The following is an 18,939-nucleotide window of genomic DNA, read 5'->3' on the forward strand; positions in this document are numbered from 1 at the left end:
CCCCCGGCCGTTCACGCCCCGTTCTCGCCCCGCCCCGCGCAGAACGCCACCGTCAGATCCTTCACCAACACCTTGCGTTCGTAGTCGTCCAGGTTCACCAGGCCGCGCATGGTCAGCCGGGTCACGGTGTCCTCCACCGAGTCCACGACCGAACTCAGCACGCTCGCCCGGTGCTGGGCGTCCAGCGCGGCGATCCGGCGCCGGTGCATGGCGGCGGCCACCTCGGGCGCGTACTCCACCCGCAGCGGCCGCACGGCGAACACCTCCACCCCCACCGGCCCGGCGTCCGCCGCCACCAGCCGGGTCAGCGCATCCTGGGTCGCCTGCACCGCCCCCCGCCCGGCGCCCGGCGCGGCCACCGGCACCCGCAGCAGAGCCGCCTCCACGCACGCCCGCAGATACCCCTCGTGGTCCTCCAGGCCCAGCGTCGCCCGCGCGGTGTCGCGCACCCGCCACACCACCAGCATCACCACCCGCAGCGCCACCCCGCTGTGGTCGGCCGCCGGCATCGGCTCCCCGCGCCAGTGGCGCAGCCGCACGTCCACCCGGCGGCGCAGCAGCAGCGGGTTCACCCACAGCAGTCCGGTGCGCCGCACGGTCCCCCGGTAGCGGCCGAACAGCCCCAGCACCCACGCCCGTCCGGTCCGCCCGCGGGCCAGCCCACCGAAGCCGAACAGTCCGAGCGCCCCGGCCCCGGCGAACGCCGCCCACTGCGCGGGCCCGAGCGCCTCGGCCCGGTCGGACAGGCCGAGCGCCTCCACCGCGAGCGGCGGCAGCACCCCCGCCCACCAGGCCGTGGCCGCGCAGCCCGCCGCCCCGCCCACCCCCGCGAGCACTCCCGCGATCCCCGGCAGCACCCGGGCGGGCCGCTCCACGAGCGCGGGGTCGACGCCAGGGCCGGCCGGGCGGGCCCGCGCCCCGGCGGCCCGGCCGTCCGGGCCGCCGTCGGGACGGCGGGCGACGACCGCGGGTCGCAGCTTCACCGCCGCGGGGGCCGGGCCGGGATCGTCACGGAACAGCAGGTGGACGGGGATCTCGGTGGTGGACTCGGTGTGGATCAGCCGGGCCGGACGGACGGCCACGGCACTGTCCGCGGGCCCCTCGGACTCGGGGACCTGCTCGGGGACGGGGGATGTCGTGGTGGTCATGCGTGCCTCCAGCCTCCGCGCCAGATGCGTCACATCGGGGGTCACGGGCGGGGCGGATGCCCGGCGCCCGGGGTGGGTCAGGCGAAGAGCCGCCGCCAGGTCTCCGGGCCCGGGACGCCGTTCGCGGCCTTGCCGCGCCAGCCCTGCGCCCGCTGGAAGTCCGCCACGTTACGGCGGTCCTCCTCGCCCCAGCGCGTGCCGGGCCCCGTGGTGTAGTGCCGGCCGAACCCCGTCTCCACCAACCGCCGGCCCAGCCGGGTGACGTGGGCGTTCTCCGCTCCCGCGCGGAACGCCGCCCGGCCCGGATAGCCCGGCACCCCGTGCGAGGAAGGTGCCCGTCCCCAGCCCGCCACGGCAGAAGCGGAACCTCCGCTTAGAGCCGTCCCGTCCCCGCCGGCCGCCGCCGCCCGGCGGGCCGGCGGTCCGAGGCGCGGGCCCGCGGCGGCGCCCCGCCGCCCCGGCGTCCCGGCGTCCGCCCCGACCTCGGCGTCCGTCCCCGCCCCGGCGTCCGCCCCCGTCGGAGCGTCCGGCACGGCGGTGACCGCCCCGGCGCCTCCGGGGGCGGCCGGGGCACCGCTCCCGGTGATGTCCGCGCCGTCGGCGGCAGGGCCGGAATCCGCCACACCGGACTCGGGAGTACGCGGCGGCTGGGCGGGCGCGGCGGTCTCCGGAACCGCCCCCGCCGCCCCGTCGGTCACGCCCTTGTAGCGGTACGGCACATAGCGCGCGGAGTTGCTCCAGTAGGCGTACGGAGTGGTCATCCGGCGGGTGTGCGGCGGGGTCTGTTCATAAGCCACGTACTGGGAGCGGGTGGAGTCCGTCCAGCCGCCGAAAATGACGACATGCGAACCGTTGTACGGGTCGGACGCATTGTGGAAGAGCAGGATGTCACCCGGCTGGAGTTCCGCCTTGGTGATTTTGTCGGCGTATTGCGCGAGGCTGCCCGTCCATTCGTTGCCGGACAGTTTCCACGCCATCGACACGTACCCCGAGCAGTCCTGCCGGTAGCCGTCGGACCAGAACGCGGACACGCTGTACGGCACCTTCTGGCTGACCCAGGAGGAGGCCCGCTTGATGATGTCCGTACGGCTGATCGCGGGGACCGTCACGGGACCCGCCGGCGGCACCGCCGTACCCGTACGCCCCTCGGGCCCGTACAGCGGGGCCGGCGCGCCCTGCCCGCCACCGGGTCCCTCATCTGCGGGGACGCCCTGCCCGGCGGAGAGCCGGGTGTCCTGGACGGCGACCGCGGGGACCGGGTGCGCGCCCAGCGCGGCGGACGTCACGGCGGCCACGACCAGCGCGGTGCGGCGCGCCGCGGAACGCCGCAGCCGCCGCCCCGTGAGGGGAAGCGGCCGCGCCCGCCGCTCCTGCGCGCAGCCGGGGCACGCGCAGTCTCCGGCCGGATCGAATTCCTCGAACACCGGAGACTCCATGCGATTCCCCTCACATTCCCGGAACGTTTCTCCGCAGCTGTGCACGACGGTCAGTGTCGCAACGGTCTTCCCGACGCGCACTTTGACGGTCCGAATGATGTAAAGCCCCCCTCGCCCGGATCGGCCCGACCGTGCGGCCGGGCCGGCGCGGTCACGAGCACCCTCCGGAGTCCTGTAGAGTTCTGCCGTCAGCAGGCGCCGCTAGCTCAGTTGGTTAGAGCAGCTGACTCTTAATCAGCGGGTCCGGGGTTCGAGTCCCTGGCGGCGCACCGACACGACGGGCTCCTCGTTCCACGAGGGGCCCGTCGGTTTTTGGCCGGAAACCGTCTCGCCCCCGTTGAGCGTGACGCTCTCGTTCCCCGTAGGGAACTGTGACATCACGTGGCGCGCTCAGCCGTCACAATGGTCCCTTATGACCGGTGTGCACCGTGTTTCGCATCTTGCGATCATGATGAACGAACCGGGAACCTGGACCCTTCAAAAGACCGCCGCACCGCGGCCGTTGGGGGACGGCGAGAACCGGCTGCCGGTCCGGACGGGGTGAGGGACCCCGTTCCCGGTCCCGGCGACCGAGGGGGATCATGCAACCGGAAGGACACGAGCGCGTGTCTATAAGGTGTGCGTGACGTGGTGACAGCGGTCCGCCACTGACACGTCCGGAGGTCGAGGGGGACCGACGACGGACGCAGGAAAGCGACGAAACACGCGCTCGTGACGCGTGTGGGGGGATGACTCATGACGTCGACGCCGACGGGCGCCCACCGGGACGACGACCCGTCCCAGACCACCCAGCTCAGGGTGCCCGGCCATCGGAACTGGAACACGGGCACGTTCCGCAGGATCAAGAAGGCGCTGCCGAGATACGACTACGAGCACTACAGCAGACTCGCGGGTCCCCTCACCCAGCCCGATCCGAGCAGGCCGTACCGGGTCCAGTACCGCTCGCTGATCTCGCAGGAGCCGCACCGCCTCCGCATCGCGCTGATGCTGCTGGCGGCCCCCGTGCTGTCGCTGGTGCTGCTGGTGTGGCTGCTCCAGCCCTCGCACTGGACGGAGCGCGACTACCCGGCGTTCGAGTGGCTGCCCGCCCTCGACATCGTCATGCTCGTCTCGATCGGCCTGATCGAGCTCTTCCGCTGCCTGAACGTGGTGTCGAACGCGCACGCGACCCTGGTCGCCCGCGACCCGGTCCCGGTGGTGCCCGAGACCGGCACCCGCGTGGCTTTCCTCACCTCCTTCGTGCCCGGCAAGGAGCCGCTGGAGATGGTGACGAAGACCCTGGAGGCGGCCGTGAAGATCCGCCACCGCGGTCTGATGCATGTCTGGCTGCTCGACGAGGGCGACGACCCCGAGGTCAAGGCGGTCTGCGAGCGCCTCGGCGTGCGCCACTTCTCCCGCAAGGGCGTCGCGAAGTGGAACCAGGCGAAGGGCCCGCACCGGGCCAGGACCAAGCACGGCAACTACAACGCCTGGCTCGACGCGCACGGCGACCACTACGACTTCTTCGCCTCGGTCGACACCGACCACGTGCCGCTGCCGAACTACCTGGAGCGGATGCTCGGCTTCTTCCGCGACCCGGACGTCGGCTTCGTCATCGGCCCGCAGGTCTACGGCAACTACGACAACTTCGTCACCAAGGCCGCCGAGTCCCAGCAGTTCCTCTTCCACGCGCTCATCCAGCGGGCCGGCAACCGCTACGGCTCGCCGATGTTCGTGGGCACCTCCAACGCCGTGCGCATCAAGGCGCTGAAGCAGATCGGCGGCCTGTACGACTCGATCACCGAGGACATGGCGACCGGCTTCGAGATGCACCGCGCCAAGAACCCGGAGACCGGCCGCAAGTGGCGCTCGGTCTACACCCCGGACGTGCTGGCGGTCGGTGAGGGCCCCAACGCCTGGACGGACTTCTTCACCCAGCAGATGCGCTGGTCGCGCGGTACGTACGAGACGATCCTCAAGCAGTACTGGAAGGGCTGGTACTCGCTCCCGCCGAGCAAGCTCTTCAACTACACCATGATGATCATCTTCTATCCGATGTCCGCCCTGAACTGGATCCTCGCGGCGCTCAGCTGCGCGCTGTTCCTGGGCCTGGGCGCCTCGGGTGTGAACATCGACCCCGCCGTCTGGCTGATGCTCTACGGCAACGCCTCCGCGCTGCAGATCGGCCTGTACGTCTGGAACCGCCGCCACAACGTCTCCCCGCACGAGCCGGAGGGCTCCGGCGGTGTGGCCGGCATGGTGATGTCCGCGCTGTCGGCGCCGCTGTACGCGAAGGCACTGATCGACTCGGTGCTGCGCCGCAAGAGCAAGTTCGTCGTCACCCCGAAGGGCGACTCGGCCAGCCCGGACACCTGGTTCGGCACCTTCCGCTACCACTGGTACTTCATCCTGATCTTCGGTGGCTCCATCGCCGCGGGCTTCGTCTTCGGGCACTCCCACCCGGCGATGGTCATCTGGGCCACCTTCGCCCTGTTCATCACCGCGGCGCCGATGTTCGCCTGGCGCCACGGCATGCGGCAGGACCGCAAGAAGCCCGGCGCCCACGCGGCGGGTCAGCACCGCGAGGACGCGACCCCGGCCGACGGCGTGCGGCTGCCGCAGCAGCACGCCCCGCACCAGCCGCAGTCCCGGCCGCACTGGGCCGGCTCGCACGGCGCTCCGGGCGGATCCGGGGGCCCCGAAGGGCCGGGAGGGCCCGGGGGCCACACCCCCGGCGACGACCAGACCATGCAGATCGCCCTTGGTGGACTTGGGGGACGTAAGGAATGACTGACCGTGCAGGCCGCCGTCGCGCCCGTCGGATCGCGATAGGCACGACGGTGGTACTCGCGCTGGCCGGAATGAACGGGCCGTGGCTGTACCGCTTCGGGACCGAGAAATACCACCAGTACAAGATCAATCAGCCGGAGTACAAGGCCGCGAACGGCAAGTGGGAGATCGTCGAGTTTCCCGAGGAGTACCGGCAGAACACCATCCACGCGGCGCTGCTGCGCACCGGCAAGGTGCTGCTCGTCGCGGGGTCGGGCAACGACCAGGACAACTTCGACGCGAAGCGGTACGACACCCGGATCTGGGACCCGGTCAAGGGCACCGTCAAGAAGATCCCCACGCCGTCCGACCTGTTCTGCACCGGGCACACCCAGCTCGCCAACGGCAACCTGCTGATCGCGGGCGGCACCAAGCGGTACGAGAAGCTCAAGGGTGACGTGAAGAAGGCCGGCGGCCTGATGCTCGTCCAGAACGAGAACCCGGACAAGCCGATCACGCTCCCGGCGGGCACCAGGTTCACCGGCAAGGAGAACGGCAAGACCTTCGTCTCGAAGGACCCGGTGCTCGTCCCGCGCGCCGAGAAGAAGTTCGACCCGCAGACCGGCGAGTTCCTGGGCAACACCCCGGGCGTGGGCCGCATCTACGTCGAGGCGCAGAAGGAGGGCGCCAAGTACGAGACCGGCACGCAGGACAACTACCGCGTGCACGGGCTCACCGGCGCCGACGCCCGCAACACGTACGGCATCGCCGAGAAACTCGCGATGGACAAGAAGGACTTCCAGGGCATCCGGGACGCCTTCGAGTTCGACCCGGTCGCCGAGAAGTACATCAAGGTCGACCCGATGAAGGAGGCCCGCTGGTACCCCACGCTCACCACCCTGAGCGACGGCAGGATCCTCAGCGTCTCCGGCCTCGACGACATCGGCCAGCTGGTCCCGGGCAAGAACGAGGTCTACGACCCGAAGACCAAGGAGTGGACCTACACCGACGAGGAACGCCAGTTCCCGACGTACCCGGCGCTGTTCCTGATGCAGAACGGCAAGGTCTTCTACTCGGGCTCGAACGCGGGGTACGGACCGGACGACGTGGGCCGTGACCCGGGCGTCTGGGACGTGGGGTCCAACAAGTTCAAGAAGATCCCGGGGCTCAGCGACCCGAAGCTGATGGAGACGTCCAACACGGTGCTGCTGCCGCCCGCCCAGGACGAGAAGTACATGGTGATCGGCGGCGGCGGCGTGGGCGAGTCCCCGCTGGCCAGCGAGAAGACCCGGATCGTCGACCTGAAGGCCGACGACCCGGAGTTCGTGGACGGTCCGTCGCTGGACAAGGGCACGCGCTACCCGCAGGCGTCGATCCTGCCGAACGACGAGGTGCTGATCTCCGGCGGCTCGCAGGACTACCGCGGCCGCGGCGACTCCAACATCCTCGAGGCGCGCATCTACGACACCGGGCGCAACGAGCTGAGGCGGGTCGCCGACCCGCTGGTGGGCCGCAACTACCACTCGGGGTCGATCCTGCTGCCCGACGGCCGGGTGATGTTCTTCGGCTCGGACTCGCTGTACGCCGACAAGGCCAACACCAAGCCGGGCGAGTTCGAGCAGCGCATCGAGATCTACACCCCGCCGTACCTGTACGGCGACCAGGAGCGGCCCGACCTGTCCGGCGGGCCGCAGACGATCAAGCGCGGCACGTCCGGCACGTTCACCTCGCGGGACGCGGCGTCGGTCAAGAAGGTCCGGCTGATCCGGCCGAGCGCCACCACCCACGTCACCGACGTGGACCAGCGCTCGATCGCCCTGGACTTCACCACCGACGGCGACAAGGTCACGGTGACGGTGCCGAAGAACAAGAACCTGGTCCAGTCCGGCTGGTACATGCTGTTCGTCACCGACGCCGACGGCACGCCCAGCAAGGCCCAGTGGGTGCAGGTGCCGTAGCGCACCGGTGGATACACGCCGAGGGGCGCCGTGCGACACGCACGGCGCCCCTTTCGCGTCCCGTTCCCGCCGGGCGGCCGGTCAGCCGGCCGATCCGCGGGCCAGCGCCAGCGCGTAGTCGGCCCACCACTGGCCGGCCTTCGGCCCGCCCTTGCACTCGCCGTCCGACTCCCCCGGGCGCTTGATCCACAGGTAGGCGTCGACGAGCGGGTCGGCCGTCCGGGTCGTCGGGGTCTCGCCGAGCGCCCGGCCGGGCGGGTTGCACCAGCGTTCGTCCGCGTCGCCCTCGGTGTAGGGGCCGTTGCCGTTGCGGCTGGTGTCGATGACGAAGGGCTTGCCGCCGACCTTGGCGGACAGCTCCTTGCCGTAGGCGATGGAGTCCTCGGTGGTGTAGAAGTTCGACACGTTCACCGCGAAGCCGTCGGCCTGCTCGATGCCCGCCTGCTTCAGCGGCTCGAAGATCTGGTCGGGGTTGCCCCAGCCCGCGTTGCCGGCGTCCAGGTACACCGTGGTGTTCTTCAGGCCCTTGAGCTGGGCGACGGCCCCCTTGAGGAGGTCGTACCGCTCCTCGTGGAACTCCTGCGGGGTGCAGCCGTCCACCAGGTGCAGCACCGCGTCCGGTTCGAGCACCACCGTCGCCGGCCGGTCCCCGATGCCCTTGGCCACCGCGCCGACGAAGTCCCGGTAGGCGTCGCCGTCCTCGGCGCCGCCCTGTGAGTACTGGCCGCAGTCGCGGTGCGGGATGTTGTAAAGGACCAGGACGGCCCGCCGGCCGACCTTGTCGGCGTTCTCGGTGAGCTCGCGGGTCTGCTCCTCGGGCTTCTCGGGGCTGATCCACTCCGCCGCGGGCTGCTCGGCTATCTTGCGGAGCTGCTCGGCCTCCGCCTTCCTGCCGTCGTGCCGCAGCTCGGCCACCTTGCGCGCCGCGAGACCCTCCGGGTTGACCCAGAAGGGAGCCGCCTCCTTGGGCTGCTGCGTGACGGCCCGCGGTGCCTCGCCCTCCTTGTCGTCACCCCCGGAGGAACATCCCGCGAGCAGCAGTGCCGCCCCCAGCACCACTGCGGACGCCCGCCCTCCGGCGAACGCCCCGACCCCCCTGCTGCCGTACATCCAACCCCCCTTGGGTGCACTCGTGCCACGTCTTCCGAGCCCCAATCCTGGCACACGTCCCCAGGCGTCAGGACGGCCGAGTCCGCCTTGTCCACGGCCTGTTACAGCGGGCCCCGGCCGGGCGGGCGGATCCTCGGCGACCTGCTCCGTTCACGGAAAGCGACCGGTCCGGGACGTGACGTGGAACGGCCCCTGGGCCGGGCCGGGCTTTCCCTCTGGAGTCGGGGACACCGGCCGGCCGGTGTCCCGGCCGGTGCTTGCGCCTTCTCCGGCCTCCCGCGCGTCCGCCGGGTCACTCCCGCGGCCCGTGCTCCGCACGGTCGAGGACCGGCCCGGTCGGCGGCCCCGGGGAGCGGGCCGTCGACCGGGCCGGTGCGCCCGCGCCGCCGCACGCGCTCAGGCGTGGGGCGCGGCCACGTGGGTGCTCACGCGTCGGTGAGGTACGCCGAGACGACCACGTTCGCCGAGTAGGCGCCGGCCGTGCGGTCGTAGGTGCCGCCGCAGGTGATCAGCCGGAGCTCGGCGCGCCCCTCGTGGCGCGGGCCGTACGCCTGACTCGCGTCGAAGCCGTCCCGGTCGAGCACGCGGACGTCCTCGACGGTGAACTCGGCGACCGTGCCGTCCGCGCGGGCCACCCGGATCTCCTGTCCGGGCTCCAGCGTGTCCAGCCGGTGGAAGACGGCGGGCCGGGTGTCGGTGTCGACGTGCCCCACCATCAGCGCGGTGCCCACCGCGCCCGGGGTCACCCCGTCCGCGTACCAGCCGACCTCGCCCGCCCGCTCCAGCGGAGGCGGTTCCGGGGCGCCGCGCTCGTCCAGGCCCCGGGCGACGACCGGGGCACGCAACTCCAGGCCGGGGATGTCGAGGGTGAGGGGTTCGGCGGCCTTCAGCGGCCGGTGCACGGTGGGCAGGTCGACCAGCGGCGGGCGTCCGGCCGCCGCCATGTCGCCGGTGGCGGGTCCGGCCGTCCCGGCGGGCACCTCGGTCAGTCCGCGGCCCCACAGCCACAGCCCGAGCAGCAGCACCACCCAGACCGCGCCGGCGGGCAGCCTCCGCCGAACGGACCGCAGGCCCGTCCCGTTCGTCTCCACGTCCTCCTCGCCCGTCACGCGGCGCATGGTCCCGGTCAACCCGTCCCCCTGCCGCGCCGGGCCTGACGGCGGGCCCGGCGGTGGACGGTGACGGCGGCGGTCCCGGCCAGCGCCAGCGCCACCACCGTCTGCGCCGTGCCGGGCCCGTGCCTCTCACGGTCGGCGGCGACGGCGCGCGCGGTGCCGCCGCCTCCGGCGTCCACGGGGGCCACGGGTGAGGGGTGGGTCTGCGGGGCCTGCGGCGTCTGCGGGGCCCGGTCTGCCGGGGGTGCCGGTTCGCCGGCGGGGGCGGGGCCCCGGGTGACCTTGAGGGCCGCCTTGCGTTCGGTGCCGTCGCAGGCGTACGTCACCGCGTACGTCCCCGGGGTGAGGGCGGACCGTACGCGGCTGTCGCCGGCGAGTCCGTCGCCGGTGCGGGTGAGGCGGGCGTCGGACACCAGCGCCGGGGACTGCGCGACCGCCTCGCGTGCGTCGCACCCGGTCACCCTCAGGACGATGTCACTGCCGGGGGCGGGAGCCGCGGGGGTCACCGAGAGACCTCCGCCGTCCGCCGCCCGGGCCACCGGGCCGAGCGCGGTGACGGCCAGGACACTCGCGCAGAGAGCGAGTCGGCGCTTACCCATCGTTAACCTCCAGACACTTCGGAGGTTCCCCCGCGCGGTCCCGCCCCGCACCCCCGTACGCCCCGCACTGCGCCGAGCGGGTGAACGGGACGTGCGGGGGCGGCGTGACGAGGTCGCGCGGGAGGGCCCGCGGTCAGACGAGGTCGACGATGTCCGCGATGGAGTCGACGACCTTGGAGGGCCGGTACGGGAAGTTCTCCACCTGCTCCGGCCGGGTCAGCCCGGTGAGCACGAGGAACGTCTTCATGCCGGCCTCGATGCCCGCGAGCACGTCGGTGTCCATGCGGTCACCGATCATCGCGCTGCTCTCCGAGTGCGCCCCGATGGTGTTGAGCCCGGTGCGCATCATCAGCGGGTTGGGCTTCCCCGCGAAGTACGGCTGCCTGCCCGTCGCCTTGGTGATGAGCGCGGCCACGGCGCCGGTGGCCGGGAGCGGGCCCTCGGTGGAGGGGCCGGTCTCGTCGGGGTTGGTGCCGATGAAGCGGGCGCCGGCGTTGATCAGCCGCACCGCCTTGGTCATCGCCTCGAACGAGTACGTCCGGGTCTCGCCGAGGACCACGTAGTCGGGGTCGTGGTCGGTGAGGATGTAGCCGATGTCGTGCAGCGCGGTGGTCAGCCCGGCCTCGCCGATGACGTACGCCGACCCGCCGGGCCGCTGGTCGTCGAGGAACTTGGCGGTGGCCAGGGCGGACGTCCAGATGTTCTCGATCGGCACCTCCAGGCCCAGCCGGCGCAGCCGGGCGTGCAGGTCGCGCGGGGTGTAGATCGAGTTGTTGGTGAGCACCAGGAAGGGCCGCCCGGACTCGCGCAGCTTCTTGATGAAGGAGTCGGCGCCGGGGATCGGCACACCCTCGTGGATCAGCACCCCGTCCATGTCGGTGAGCCAGGACTCGATGGGCTTGCGGTCTGCCATGTGCGGGATCTCCTGCCGTACGCGGTCCAGCGTGCGTCCCAGCCTAAACAGACCCGGATCATGAGGGAACGGGCGCTACGGGAACGGGGCGCTCAGCCGCGGCGCCGGCGTGCGAACAGCACGGCCAGGGCGCCGGTGAGGACGGCCCCGGCGGCGAGGACGAGGACCTGAGGGCCGGTGCCGGTCCGAGCGAGCTCCTCGGCGAGGGAGAAGCCGTCGCGGCCGGGGGCGCCGTCGACGCGGAAGCGGTAGCCGTCGGACTGCCCGACCCAGTCGCCGTCGCCGTCCCGCCGCTGGACGACGGCGGCGGTGGCGGTGACGTGGTTCGGTACGGCGTCGGAGGTGACGGCGAGGCGCACCTTCACGGTGAGGGTGGCGCGGGGGCCGACGGTGAACCCGGGGAACCGCTCCCCGTCGTCGGCGAAGGCCCCGACGAGTTCGTCCGCGTCGGTCGCCTCGAACCGCACGGGGTGCGGCCGGCCGGCGGGGTCGTAGAACTCCAGCCGGGGCTGGGAGGGCTTGAGTTTCCGCTCCTCGTCGACGAGCACGACGACGGGGTGCACGCCGGTGCAGGTACGCCCGGTGGTGTTGCTCAGCTCCAGCTCCCACCCCCCGAACCCACCCCCGGCGTCGTACGCCTCGGGCCCGCCCCGGATGTGTGCGGTGAGCGGGAAGCCGCGGTCCCCCGCGCCCGCACAGCTGGGAAGCCCCACCTGCTCCACACCCCCGGCCCCGGCCCCCCACACCACGACGCCCGCAACGACACCCAGCACCACGTATCCCATAACGGCCCAATCTCCCCCGAACCCCCAGGCGGTGCCACCGCGATCCAGGTCCCCGCGCGATCCGCACGCACCCGCACCGCGCACCTACCAAGTCACCGGGACCGAACACCCCCACCCGCGCCCGCCCGCGCAGCTACCCGTCCTGCCCGAACACCGGCGCCAGCACCAACTCCGCCGCCCCCTCCGCGACCCCCTCCCCTCCCCGGGACGACCCGCACCGGCACACCCTCCTCCCCCGTCCTCCGCGCCCGCGCCTCCAGCACCGCCCGCACCCCCCTCACGAACGGCTCCGGATCCCCTCCACCGTCCGCCCGCCCAGCAGCACCCGGTCGATGTCCAGCAGCCCCACCAGATTCGCCGCCCCGGTCCCCAGCACCCGCGCCGCCTCCGCCGTCTCCCCCCGCGCCACGGCCGCCAGGCACAACGCCTCCACGCACCCCGGTCCCGCACCCGCACGGCGGCCCGTCCAACTGCACCACCTGGTGCCCGAACTCCCCTGCCCCGGTCCGCGGCCCCCGGTGCACGCTCCCGCCGATCACCAGCCCGGCCCCCAGCCCCGTACCGAGGTGCAGATAGGCGAACGAGCCGCCCTCGCCCCCGACCGCCAGCCGGAGCGCCACCGCGTTGGTGTCCTTGTCCACGACGACGGGCACCGCCCCCAGCCGCTCGGACAGGGAGTCGCGCAGCGGAAACCCGTCCCACTCGGGGAACCCCGTCACCCGGTGCAGCACCCCCCGCCGATGGTCGAGCGGCCCGGGCAGAGCGACGCCCACGCCCAGCAGGGACCCCCCGGGGCCGCGCTCCGGAACCTCCGCCGCCAGTTCCTCCACCGCCGACGCGACCCGCCCCAGTACGGCCTCCGCACCGGCCCCCAGATCCAGCGGCGCATGCCGTCGCGCCACCACCGTCCCGTCGAGGTCGGCCAGCACGGCCCGCAGTTCGTCACGGTCCAGGTGCACGCCCACCGCGTGCCCGGCCTCCGGCACCAGCCGCAGCACCGTGCGTGGCTTGCCGCCCGTGGACGCGCGGCGCCCGGCCTCGGCGGCGAGGCCCTCCTCACGCAGCCGGGCGGTTATCTTGCTGACCGCCTGCGGGGTGAGCCCGGTGCGCTCGGCGAGCTCCAGCCGGCTGATGCCCTCCGCCCCCGCCGTGCGCAGCAGGTCGAGCACGAGCGCGGTGTTGTGGCTGCGCAGGGCGAGCAGGTTGACCCCGCCGTTCGCCCCGCGCGTCCCTGACCCGTTCGCGCCCCGCAGGCCGGCGCCGTACGTCCTGTTCACCCGCCCATTGTGGCTCGCCCTTGCACTTTGGCAACAGCGTTGCGAAAGTAGGACCATGACTGGCACTCCCCTCCGCGTCGGCCTCGTGGGCTACGGCCTCGCGGGTTCCGTGTTCCACGCCCCGCTGATCACCGCGACCCAGGGCCTCGCGCTCGACACGGTCGTCACCTCGAACCCCGAGCGTCAGGCGCAGGCCCGCGCCGCTTCCCCGGACGTGACGGTCGCCGCCTCGGCGGACGAGCTGTGGGCCCGCGCCGGCGAGCTGGACCTGATCGTCGTCGCGTCCCCGAACCGGACGCACGTCCCGATCGCCACCGCCGCCCTCGAGGCCGGTCTGCCGGTCGTCGTGGACAAGCCCGTCGCGGGCACGGCGGCCGAGGCCCGCACGCTCGCCGCCCTCGCCGAGAAGCGCGGCCTGCTCCTGTCCGTGTTCCAGAACCGCCGCTGGGACAACGACTTCCTCACCCTGCGCCGGCTGATCGCGGACGGCGAGCTCGGCGAGGTGTACCGCTTCGAGTCCCGTTTCGAGCGCTGGCGCCCGCAGCTCAAGGGCGGCTGGCGGGAGTCCGGCGACCCGGCGGAGGTCGGCGGTCTGCTGTACGACCTCGGCAGCCACGTCGTCGACCAGGCCCTGGTCCTCTTCGGCCCGGTGACCTCCGTGTACGCCGAGACGGACGTCCGCCGCGAGGGCGCGCGGACCGACGACGACACGTTCCTGGCGCTGACCCACGAGAGCGGGGTCCGCTCGCACCTGTACGTCTCCGCGACCACCGCGCAGCTCGGCCCGCGCTTCCGCGTACTCGGCTCGAAGGCCGGTTACGTCAAGCACGGCCTCGACCCCCAGGAGGCGGCCCTGCGTGACGGCCTGCGCCCGGGCGCCGACGACACCGAGTGGGGCACGGAGCCGGAGGAGCTGTGGGGCCGCGTCGGCGCCGGCGAGTCCCCGGTGACCGGCGGCGGCAGCCCCGTACGGACGCTGCCGGGCGACTACCCCGCCTACTACGCGGCCGTGGCACGGGCGTTGCTCGCCGACGGCCCCAACCCGGTGACCGCGCTGGAGGCGGCGGCCGCCCTCGACGTCCTTGAGGCGGCGCGCCGTTCGGCCGCCGAGAAGGTGACGGTGACCCTGTGACCACCCCGAAGCAGTCCCCCGAGCTCACGCCCACCCTGGAGGAGCTGGAGGCGCAGGAACGGCGCCTGGTGTTCCGGCAGTTCACCCACGAGGACGCCTGGGCGCTCGGCTCCCTGCTGGTGGAGCTGGCGCGCGAGCGGCAGGCGCCGGTCGCGGTCGACATCCACCGCGCGGGGCAGCAGCTCTTCCACGCCGCGCTGCCGGGCTCCACGCCCGACAACGACGCGTGGATCGCCCGCAAGCGCCGGGTGGTGGAGCGTTACGGCTCCGCGTCGTACCTGGTGGGCGCGCGGTTCCGGGCGAAGGGCACGACGTTCGAGGAGTCGTCCCGCCTCGACCCGGACACCTACGCGGCCCACGGCGGCTCCTTCCCGGTCACCGTCGAGGGCGCCGGCGTCATCGGCGCGGTGACGGTCTCGGGCCTGCCCCAACTCCAGGACCATCGCCTGGTGGTGGAGGCGCTGGAGCACTTCCTGTCACGGGCGTAGCCCGGGTCACCCGACCAGGAGGAGTACGAGGACAACGAGGACCGCGACCGCCGCCACCGCCAGGGCGGCCTTCCTGCGGCCCTCGTCCGACACCCGCTGGCAGACGGCGAGTTGACCGGTCAGGTCCCTGAAGAGGTAGTACTCCCTGTTGCCCCCGCCGGGTGGCCGGGCCCGGACGACGGTGAGACGGTTGATCACGACCGTGCGGTCCTGCTCTCCCTTGACGTGCCGCAGGGGCCTTTCGAGCGCGGCGCGGTGGTCGGCGGAGAGGTCGTCGGGGAGCGGGTCGCCGGAGCCGAGCCGGCTCTTGTGCCACGCACCCGCTCCCAGGTCCGCCGCCACCCGCCGGGGCCACGGGTCGGGGTACTCGGCCTTCTCGGTGCGCGCGGTCCAGGTGATCCGCCCGGCCGTCCAGGACGTCAGCTTCCCCTTCCCACGGCAGGTTTCGCAGGTGACGGTCCCAGTCGCACGGCAGGGCGTGCAAGGGATGCGTCCCTTCCCGCCGCAGCTCTCGCACCGGACCCTCCCCCAGCCCTGGCAGCCGGCGCACGCGCTGTCGGGTGTGCGGCAGGCCGCGCAGGTCACCCGCTCATCAGGGCGGGCCGCCGCGCCTTCGGCGGCCGGCCCGGGGTGGCGGGCAGCCCACCGTGCTTGAGATACTGGGCGCACGGAGTGACCCCCTCGCACACCGGGCACGGCCGAGCCGGCTCGCACGACCGGTAGGTCACGCCCTTGCAGTCTGGGCACTGCTGCCGGCCGTTGCCGCAGCCGCACGACCGGCCGTTCACCGTGCCGCGCTTGACCAGCTCCACCGGCTTGTGGAGAGGCTTGTCGCGCGGGCCGAGTTCGTAGTCCCGCAGGACCTCGTAGAGCGGCCGGTCGGCGAGGTCGACGTCCCCCGGCTCGTGCCGCGTCGACTCGGTGCGCTCCTCGATGTGCCGGGTGACCGAGGCCTGGAGGAGGTGCAGTCGGGTGAGGGAGAAGTCCGCCGCCGTCAGGGGCCGCCTGCCCTGACGGCGCGCCAGATGCGCGTCGAGTCTCGCGCGCACCTCGTCGTCGGACGGATCGTCGGTCACCGCCACGCAGCTCACTCCCCCCGGATCGCGCCCCGCCCCGCCCGTAGCCGGTGCGGACCGGCGTCGAGCGGCACCAGTGTGACGGGACGGGGCCCGCCGGGGAAGGGCGCGTACGCCGGGTCACGGCGGGAAAGCCCCGCGGGCCCGCGCCCTCACGCCCCCTACGCCCGCGCCAGCACCTGCCGTTGCCGGCCCAGCCCCGTGACCTCCAGTTCGACCACGTCGCCCGCCCTCAGGTACGGCTTCGGCTCGGGCCGGCCCATCGCCACCCCGGCCGGGGTGCCGGTGTTGATGACGTCGCCCGGGTACAGGGTCATGAACTGGCTGACGTACCGCACGACCTCACCGACGGGGAAGATCTGCTCCGCCGTCGTACCGTCCTGCTTCAGCTCGCCGTTGACCCACAGCCGCAGGGACAGGGCCTGCGGGTCGGGCACCTCGTCGGCGGTGACCAGCCACGGGCCGAGCGGGTTGAACGTCTCGCAGTTCTTGCCCTTGTCCCAGGTGCCGCCCCGCTCGATCTGGAACTCCCGCTCGGAGACGTCGTGGGCGACGGCGTACCCGGCGACGTGCGCGAGTCCCGCCTCGGCCGACTCCAGGTACCGCGCGGTGCGTCCGACCACGACCGCCAGCTCGACCTCCCAGTCGGTCTTCACGGACCCGCGCGGGATCAGCACCGTGTCGTCCGGGCCGACGACCGTGTCCGGTGTCTTGAAGAAGATCACCGGCTCGGCGGGCGGCTCGGCGCCGGTCTCGCGGGCGTGGTCGTGGTAGTTCAGCCCGATGCACACGATCTTGCCGATCCGCGCGAGCGGCGGCCCGATCCGCGGCGCCGCCCCGTCCAGCACGGGCAGGGCGCCGACGTCGGCGGCGGCCCTGATCCGGCCGAGGGCCTCCGCGTCGGCCAGCAGCGTCCCGTCGATGTCGGCGACGAGTCCCGTCAGGTCGCGCAGGGCGCCGCCGGCGTCGAGCAGCGCGGGCCGCTCCTGCCCCGGTGTACCGACTCGCAGCAGCTTCATGGTCACGTCTCCCTCACTCGCGGGCGCCCGCCCGACGGGACGACCGGTGCGGCGGGCGCGGCCGTCGGAGGACCGGCCGATCCTCCAGGCCGGGCGCTCCACTCCGCAAGACCCGGTTCACGTACTGGACCGCGCCCGTGCCGTCGCCGCCGCGTGGGTCAGCGGTACAGCACGGACCGCTCGACCACGCTCCAGGTGGTGGAGGTGACCACGTACAGGGCGGCGGCGAGGGGCACGACGGCGACGGTGACCAGGGTGAAGAAGGACATGAAGGGCATCACCTTCATGACCCCGCCCATGGCGGCGGCGCCCGGTACCCGCGGGTCCGCGCCGCCCGTCCCCGCGCCCGCCATGGCCGCCGAGGCCTCCGTCATCCGGCGGGAGAGCCGGTAGCTGAAGTACGCGACGACCGCGACGACCGCGAAGAGGCCCAGGTACACGAGCCCGGCCCCGCCGAGCATCCCGCCGTCGCCGAGCGCGTCGGCCCACCGATGGCCGAGGGGGGCGTCGAGCAGCCGGTGGCCGAGGAGTGCGTTGGGCTCGCCGCCGATCGTGCCGCTGGAGAAGAGGTGGTAGAGCAGGAAGAACGCGGGGAGCTGAAGCAGGCTGGGCAGGCAGCCGGACAGCGGGGACACCTTCTCCTCGGCGTGCAGTTCCAGCACGGCCTTCTGCAGCTTCTCGGGGTTCTTGCCGTGCTTGCGGCGCAGTTCGGCGATGCGCGGCTGGAGCGCGGTCCGCGCCTTCTGGCCGCGCGCGGCGGCCCGGGACAGGGGGTGGACGAGCAGCCGTACCAGGGCGGTGAAGGCGATGATCGCGGCGGCCGCGGCGGACGGGCCGAACATCGGCTGGAGCAGGTCGGCGATGTGCTCGACCAGGCTGGCGAAGACGGACATGGGTGAGCCCTCCGGGGGTCTCGTCGTGCCGGGGGTCCCGGCGCGGAAGACGGCCGGGACGGGGTGGGAAGGTCGGCATGACGACCCGCGCGCGGGCGTGCGGAACGGAGGGATCGGTGGGAGAGATGCCCTGCGAGGTCCCTTGAGGGATGCCCTACGCGGCGGTCGCCGGGTGGGCGTGACCGGGTGCTCGGGGGCGGGTGCGCCCCCTGGCGTCGGGATCTCGCTGAGGGAGGAAGGCGGTACGCCGGTCGCGGTCGCGCAGGGCCGTGCGTACCCGGGTGGGCGGCACGGCGGGCGCGGAGCGGGCGGCGATCACGGCGCACACGGTGAGGGCGGCGCCGGCCGCGGCGGTCGCGGCGAGGGTGACGTGGACCAGGGAGAGTCCGCCGTCGGGGGCCGGGGTCAGCAGCAGGGCGGCCTGGAGCAGCGGGAAGAGCAGGGCGAGGAGGGTGCGCGCGGAGCGCGTGGCCGGCCGTCGGGCGGTCGTGTGCCGCGTCATGTGGCGTGTCCCCCCTCTCCGCCTAGCGGTGCGTCGTGCACCCGCATTGTGCCAGGCCCCGCCGTAGGGCGGATGTCAGGCCGGGTCGGTCTCCACGGGCTGGAGCAGCCGCTTGGGCTTGAGCAGCGCCCGGCTGACCGGGTCCGCCGGGTCGCGGCCGAGGTCCGGCCCCGGTAGCACTTCGACGTCGGGGACGGCCACGACGGTTCCGCAGGCGGGGCAGTCGCTGTACGGGCCGAGCTCGGTGCCGCACGCGGCGTGCCGGAAGATCCGCAGCTGCTGCTTGGTGAGCTGCTCGCGTCCCCAGAGCCCGAGGGCGCGCAGGGTGGGCCACAGCGCGATGCCGCGGTCGGTGAGGACGTACTCGTCGCGGGGCGGGGACTGCTGGTAGCGGCGCTTCTCGAGGATGCCCTGCGCGGTCAGCGACTGGAGGCGGGAGGCGAGGACCGCGCGCGGGATGCCGAGGTGGACGAGGAAGTCGTTGTAGCGCCGCACGCCGTAGAAGGCGTCGCGGATGACGAGCAGCGTCCAGCGTTCGCCGATGACTTCCAGGGCGCTCGCGATGGAGCACTCCTGCGTCGCGTAGTCCTTGCCCAGTGCCATGCCGTCCACTGTAACCACTTTTCCGTTTAATGGTTCGTTGACTGAACCTACCGGTGCTACCGTGGTGGAACCCCAGTAGGTTCAATGAACGAACTCATCCCCGTCCACCACCCGCCACCCGTCCCCGATCCCGCAGA

17 protein-coding genes, 1 tRNA gene and 1 pseudogene are annotated in these 18,939 nt (G+C 73.0%); 5 read left to right on the forward strand and 14 right to left on the reverse strand.

Translation table 11 applies throughout. The annotated features are described in order from the left end of the window. Positions 1 to 11: 11 nt before the first annotated feature. Together F3L20_RS27485 and F3L20_RS27490 are read right to left on the reverse strand one after the other, a co-directional pair. Positions 12 to 1,148: an SPFH domain-containing protein gene (locus F3L20_RS27485; RefSeq protein ID WP_150156607.1), complete on the reverse strand. Its 1,137-nt coding sequence runs from the start codon at positions 1,146 to 1,148 to the stop codon at positions 12 to 14. A gap of 77 nt (positions 1,149 to 1,225) precedes the next feature. Then, a complete protein-coding gene (locus F3L20_RS27490) occupies positions 1,226 to 2,584 on the reverse strand; it encodes a peptidoglycan-binding protein (protein ID WP_150156608.1) in 1,359 nt (452 codons plus the stop codon). 195 nt (positions 2,585 to 2,779) lie between these two features. Here F3L20_RS27490 and F3L20_RS27495 point away from each other — a divergent pair. The 3 genes from F3L20_RS27495 to F3L20_RS27505 all read left to right on the forward strand — a co-directional run bounded on the left by F3L20_RS27495 (position 2,780) and on the right by F3L20_RS27505 (position 7,290). Continuing rightward, a tRNA-Lys gene (locus tag F3L20_RS27495) sits at positions 2,780 to 2,853 on the forward strand. A gap of 466 nt (positions 2,854 to 3,319) precedes the next feature. Beyond that, positions 3,320 to 5,353 carry a glycosyltransferase family 2 protein gene (locus tag F3L20_RS27500; protein ID WP_150156609.1) on the forward strand — a complete coding sequence of 678 codons (2,034 nt, stop codon included), beginning with the start codon at positions 3,320 to 3,322 and terminating at the stop codon, positions 5,351 to 5,353. Beyond that, positions 5,350 to 7,290 carry a kelch motif-containing protein gene (locus F3L20_RS27505; RefSeq protein ID WP_150156610.1) on the forward strand — a complete coding sequence of 647 codons (1,941 nt, stop codon included), beginning with the start codon at positions 5,350 to 5,352 and terminating at the stop codon, positions 7,288 to 7,290. Before F3L20_RS27500 ends, F3L20_RS27505 begins: the two co-directional genes overlap by 4 nt. An 81-nt stretch (positions 7,291 to 7,371) precedes the next feature. On the opposite strand, the gene F3L20_RS27510 is transcribed toward F3L20_RS27505, so the two are convergent. The 6 genes and pseudogenes from F3L20_RS27510 to F3L20_RS27535 all read right to left on the reverse strand — a co-directional run bounded on the left by F3L20_RS27510 (position 7,372) and on the right by F3L20_RS27535 (position 13,089). Beyond that, a complete protein-coding gene (locus F3L20_RS27510) occupies positions 7,372 to 8,400 on the reverse strand; it encodes a glycoside hydrolase family 6 protein (RefSeq protein ID WP_150156611.1) in 1,029 nt (342 codons plus the stop codon). A 425-nt stretch (positions 8,401 to 8,825) separates the two neighbouring features. After that, positions 8,826 to 9,518 carry a class F sortase gene (locus F3L20_RS27515; RefSeq protein ID WP_150156612.1) on the reverse strand — a complete coding sequence of 231 codons (693 nt, stop codon included), beginning with the start codon at positions 9,516 to 9,518 and terminating at the stop codon, positions 8,826 to 8,828. A gap of 8 nt (positions 9,519 to 9,526) precedes the next feature. Then, complete coding sequence (locus F3L20_RS27520) at positions 9,527 to 10,114, reverse strand: hypothetical protein (RefSeq protein ID WP_150156613.1); 588 nt, start codon at positions 10,112 to 10,114, stop codon at positions 9,527 to 9,529. A gap of 133 nt (positions 10,115 to 10,247) precedes the next feature. Further along, positions 10,248 to 11,027, reverse strand: a complete 780-nt coding sequence (locus F3L20_RS27525) for an HAD-IIA family hydrolase (RefSeq protein WP_145827599.1) — start codon at positions 11,025 to 11,027, stop codon at positions 10,248 to 10,250. A gap of 92 nt (positions 11,028 to 11,119) precedes the next feature. Then, positions 11,120 to 11,812 carry an LPXTG cell wall anchor domain-containing protein gene (locus tag F3L20_RS27530; RefSeq protein ID WP_150156614.1) on the reverse strand — a complete coding sequence of 231 codons (693 nt, stop codon included), beginning with the start codon at positions 11,810 to 11,812 and terminating at the stop codon, positions 11,120 to 11,122. A 133-nt stretch (positions 11,813 to 11,945) separates the two neighbouring features. After that, positions 11,946 to 13,089, reverse strand: a pseudogene (locus tag F3L20_RS27535) (ROK family transcriptional regulator). A 55-nt stretch (positions 13,090 to 13,144) separates the two neighbouring features. Here F3L20_RS27535 and F3L20_RS27540 point away from each other — a divergent pair. Together F3L20_RS27540 and F3L20_RS27545 are read left to right on the forward strand one after the other, a co-directional pair. Then, positions 13,145 to 14,221: a Gfo/Idh/MocA family protein gene (locus F3L20_RS27540; protein WP_150156615.1), complete on the forward strand. Its 1,077-nt coding sequence runs from the start codon at positions 13,145 to 13,147 to the stop codon at positions 14,219 to 14,221. Next, a complete protein-coding gene (locus tag F3L20_RS27545; protein ID WP_150156616.1) occupies positions 14,218 to 14,709 on the forward strand; it encodes a heme-degrading domain-containing protein in 492 nt (163 codons plus the stop codon). Before F3L20_RS27540 ends, F3L20_RS27545 begins: the two co-directional genes overlap by 4 nt. 6 nt (positions 14,710 to 14,715) lie before the next feature. Here F3L20_RS27545 and F3L20_RS27550 read toward each other — a convergent pair whose 3' ends face one another. From F3L20_RS27550 to F3L20_RS27575, 6 genes are all read right to left on the reverse strand, one after another. Next, positions 14,716 to 15,051 carry a hypothetical protein gene (locus tag F3L20_RS27550; protein WP_150156617.1) on the reverse strand — a complete coding sequence of 112 codons (336 nt, stop codon included), beginning with the start codon at positions 15,049 to 15,051 and terminating at the stop codon, positions 14,716 to 14,718. 239 nt (positions 15,052 to 15,290) lie between these two features. After that, positions 15,291 to 15,791: a hypothetical protein gene (locus F3L20_RS27555; RefSeq protein ID WP_150156618.1), complete on the reverse strand. Its 501-nt coding sequence runs from the start codon at positions 15,789 to 15,791 to the stop codon at positions 15,291 to 15,293. A gap of 155 nt (positions 15,792 to 15,946) precedes the next feature. Next, positions 15,947 to 16,804: a fumarylacetoacetate hydrolase family protein gene (locus tag F3L20_RS27560; RefSeq protein WP_150156619.1), complete on the reverse strand. Its 858-nt coding sequence runs from the start codon at positions 16,802 to 16,804 to the stop codon at positions 15,947 to 15,949. 158 nt (positions 16,805 to 16,962) lie between these two features. After that, complete coding sequence (locus F3L20_RS27565) at positions 16,963 to 17,697, reverse strand: YidC/Oxa1 family membrane protein insertase (protein WP_150156620.1); 735 nt, start codon at positions 17,695 to 17,697, stop codon at positions 16,963 to 16,965. A gap of 154 nt (positions 17,698 to 17,851) precedes the next feature. Further along, entirely contained in the window at positions 17,852 to 18,199 is a 348-nt protein-coding gene (locus F3L20_RS27570) for a DUF6412 domain-containing protein (protein WP_150156621.1), read from the reverse strand. 75 nt (positions 18,200 to 18,274) lie between these two features. Next, a complete protein-coding gene (locus F3L20_RS27575; protein WP_167534621.1) occupies positions 18,275 to 18,802 on the reverse strand; it encodes a winged helix-turn-helix transcriptional regulator in 528 nt (175 codons plus the stop codon). Between the last annotated feature and the right edge of the window lie 137 nt (positions 18,803 to 18,939).

Source organism: Streptomyces tendae (assembly GCF_008632955.1).
GTDB lineage: Bacteria > Actinomycetota > Actinomycetes > Streptomycetales > Streptomycetaceae > Streptomyces.

Bases quoted from the DNA above. Each gene is read 5' to 3' on its own strand.
- F3L20_RS27485 (WP_150156607.1), bottom strand. From the start codon at position 1,148: ATGACCACCACGACATCCCCCGTCCCCGAGCAGGTCCCCGAGTCCGAG.
- F3L20_RS27490 (WP_150156608.1), bottom strand. From the start codon at position 2,584: ATGGAGTCTCCGGTGTTCGAGGAATTCGATCCGGCCGGAGACTGCGCG.
- F3L20_RS27500 (WP_150156609.1), top strand. From the start codon at position 3,320: ATGACGTCGACGCCGACGGGCGCCCACCGGGACGACGACCCGTCCCAG.
- F3L20_RS27505 (WP_150156610.1), top strand. From the start codon at position 5,350: ATGACTGACCGTGCAGGCCGCCGTCGCGCCCGTCGGATCGCGATAGGC.
- F3L20_RS27510 (WP_150156611.1), bottom strand. From the start codon at position 8,400: ATGTACGGCAGCAGGGGGGTCGGGGCGTTCGCCGGAGGGCGGGCGTCC.
- F3L20_RS27515 (WP_150156612.1), bottom strand. From the start codon at position 9,518: ATGCGCCGCGTGACGGGCGAGGAGGACGTGGAGACGAACGGGACGGGC.
- F3L20_RS27520 (WP_150156613.1), bottom strand. From the start codon at position 10,114: ATGGGTAAGCGCCGACTCGCTCTCTGCGCGAGTGTCCTGGCCGTCACC.
- F3L20_RS27525 (WP_145827599.1), bottom strand. From the start codon at position 11,027: ATGGCAGACCGCAAGCCCATCGAGTCCTGGCTCACCGACATGGACGGG.
- F3L20_RS27530 (WP_150156614.1), bottom strand. From the start codon at position 11,812: ATGGGATACGTGGTGCTGGGTGTCGTTGCGGGCGTCGTGGTGTGGGGG.
- F3L20_RS27540 (WP_150156615.1), top strand. From the start codon at position 13,145: ATGACTGGCACTCCCCTCCGCGTCGGCCTCGTGGGCTACGGCCTCGCG.
- F3L20_RS27560 (WP_150156619.1), bottom strand. From the start codon at position 16,804: ATGAAGCTGCTGCGAGTCGGTACACCGGGGCAGGAGCGGCCCGCGCTG.
- F3L20_RS27565 (WP_150156620.1), bottom strand. From the start codon at position 17,697: ATGTCCGTCTTCGCCAGCCTGGTCGAGCACATCGCCGACCTGCTCCAG.
- F3L20_RS27570 (WP_150156621.1), bottom strand. From the start codon at position 18,199: ATGACGCGGCACACGACCGCCCGACGGCCGGCCACGCGCTCCGCGCGC.
- F3L20_RS27575 (WP_167534621.1), bottom strand. From the start codon at position 18,802: ATGGCACTGGGCAAGGACTACGCGACGCAGGAGTGCTCCATCGCGAGC.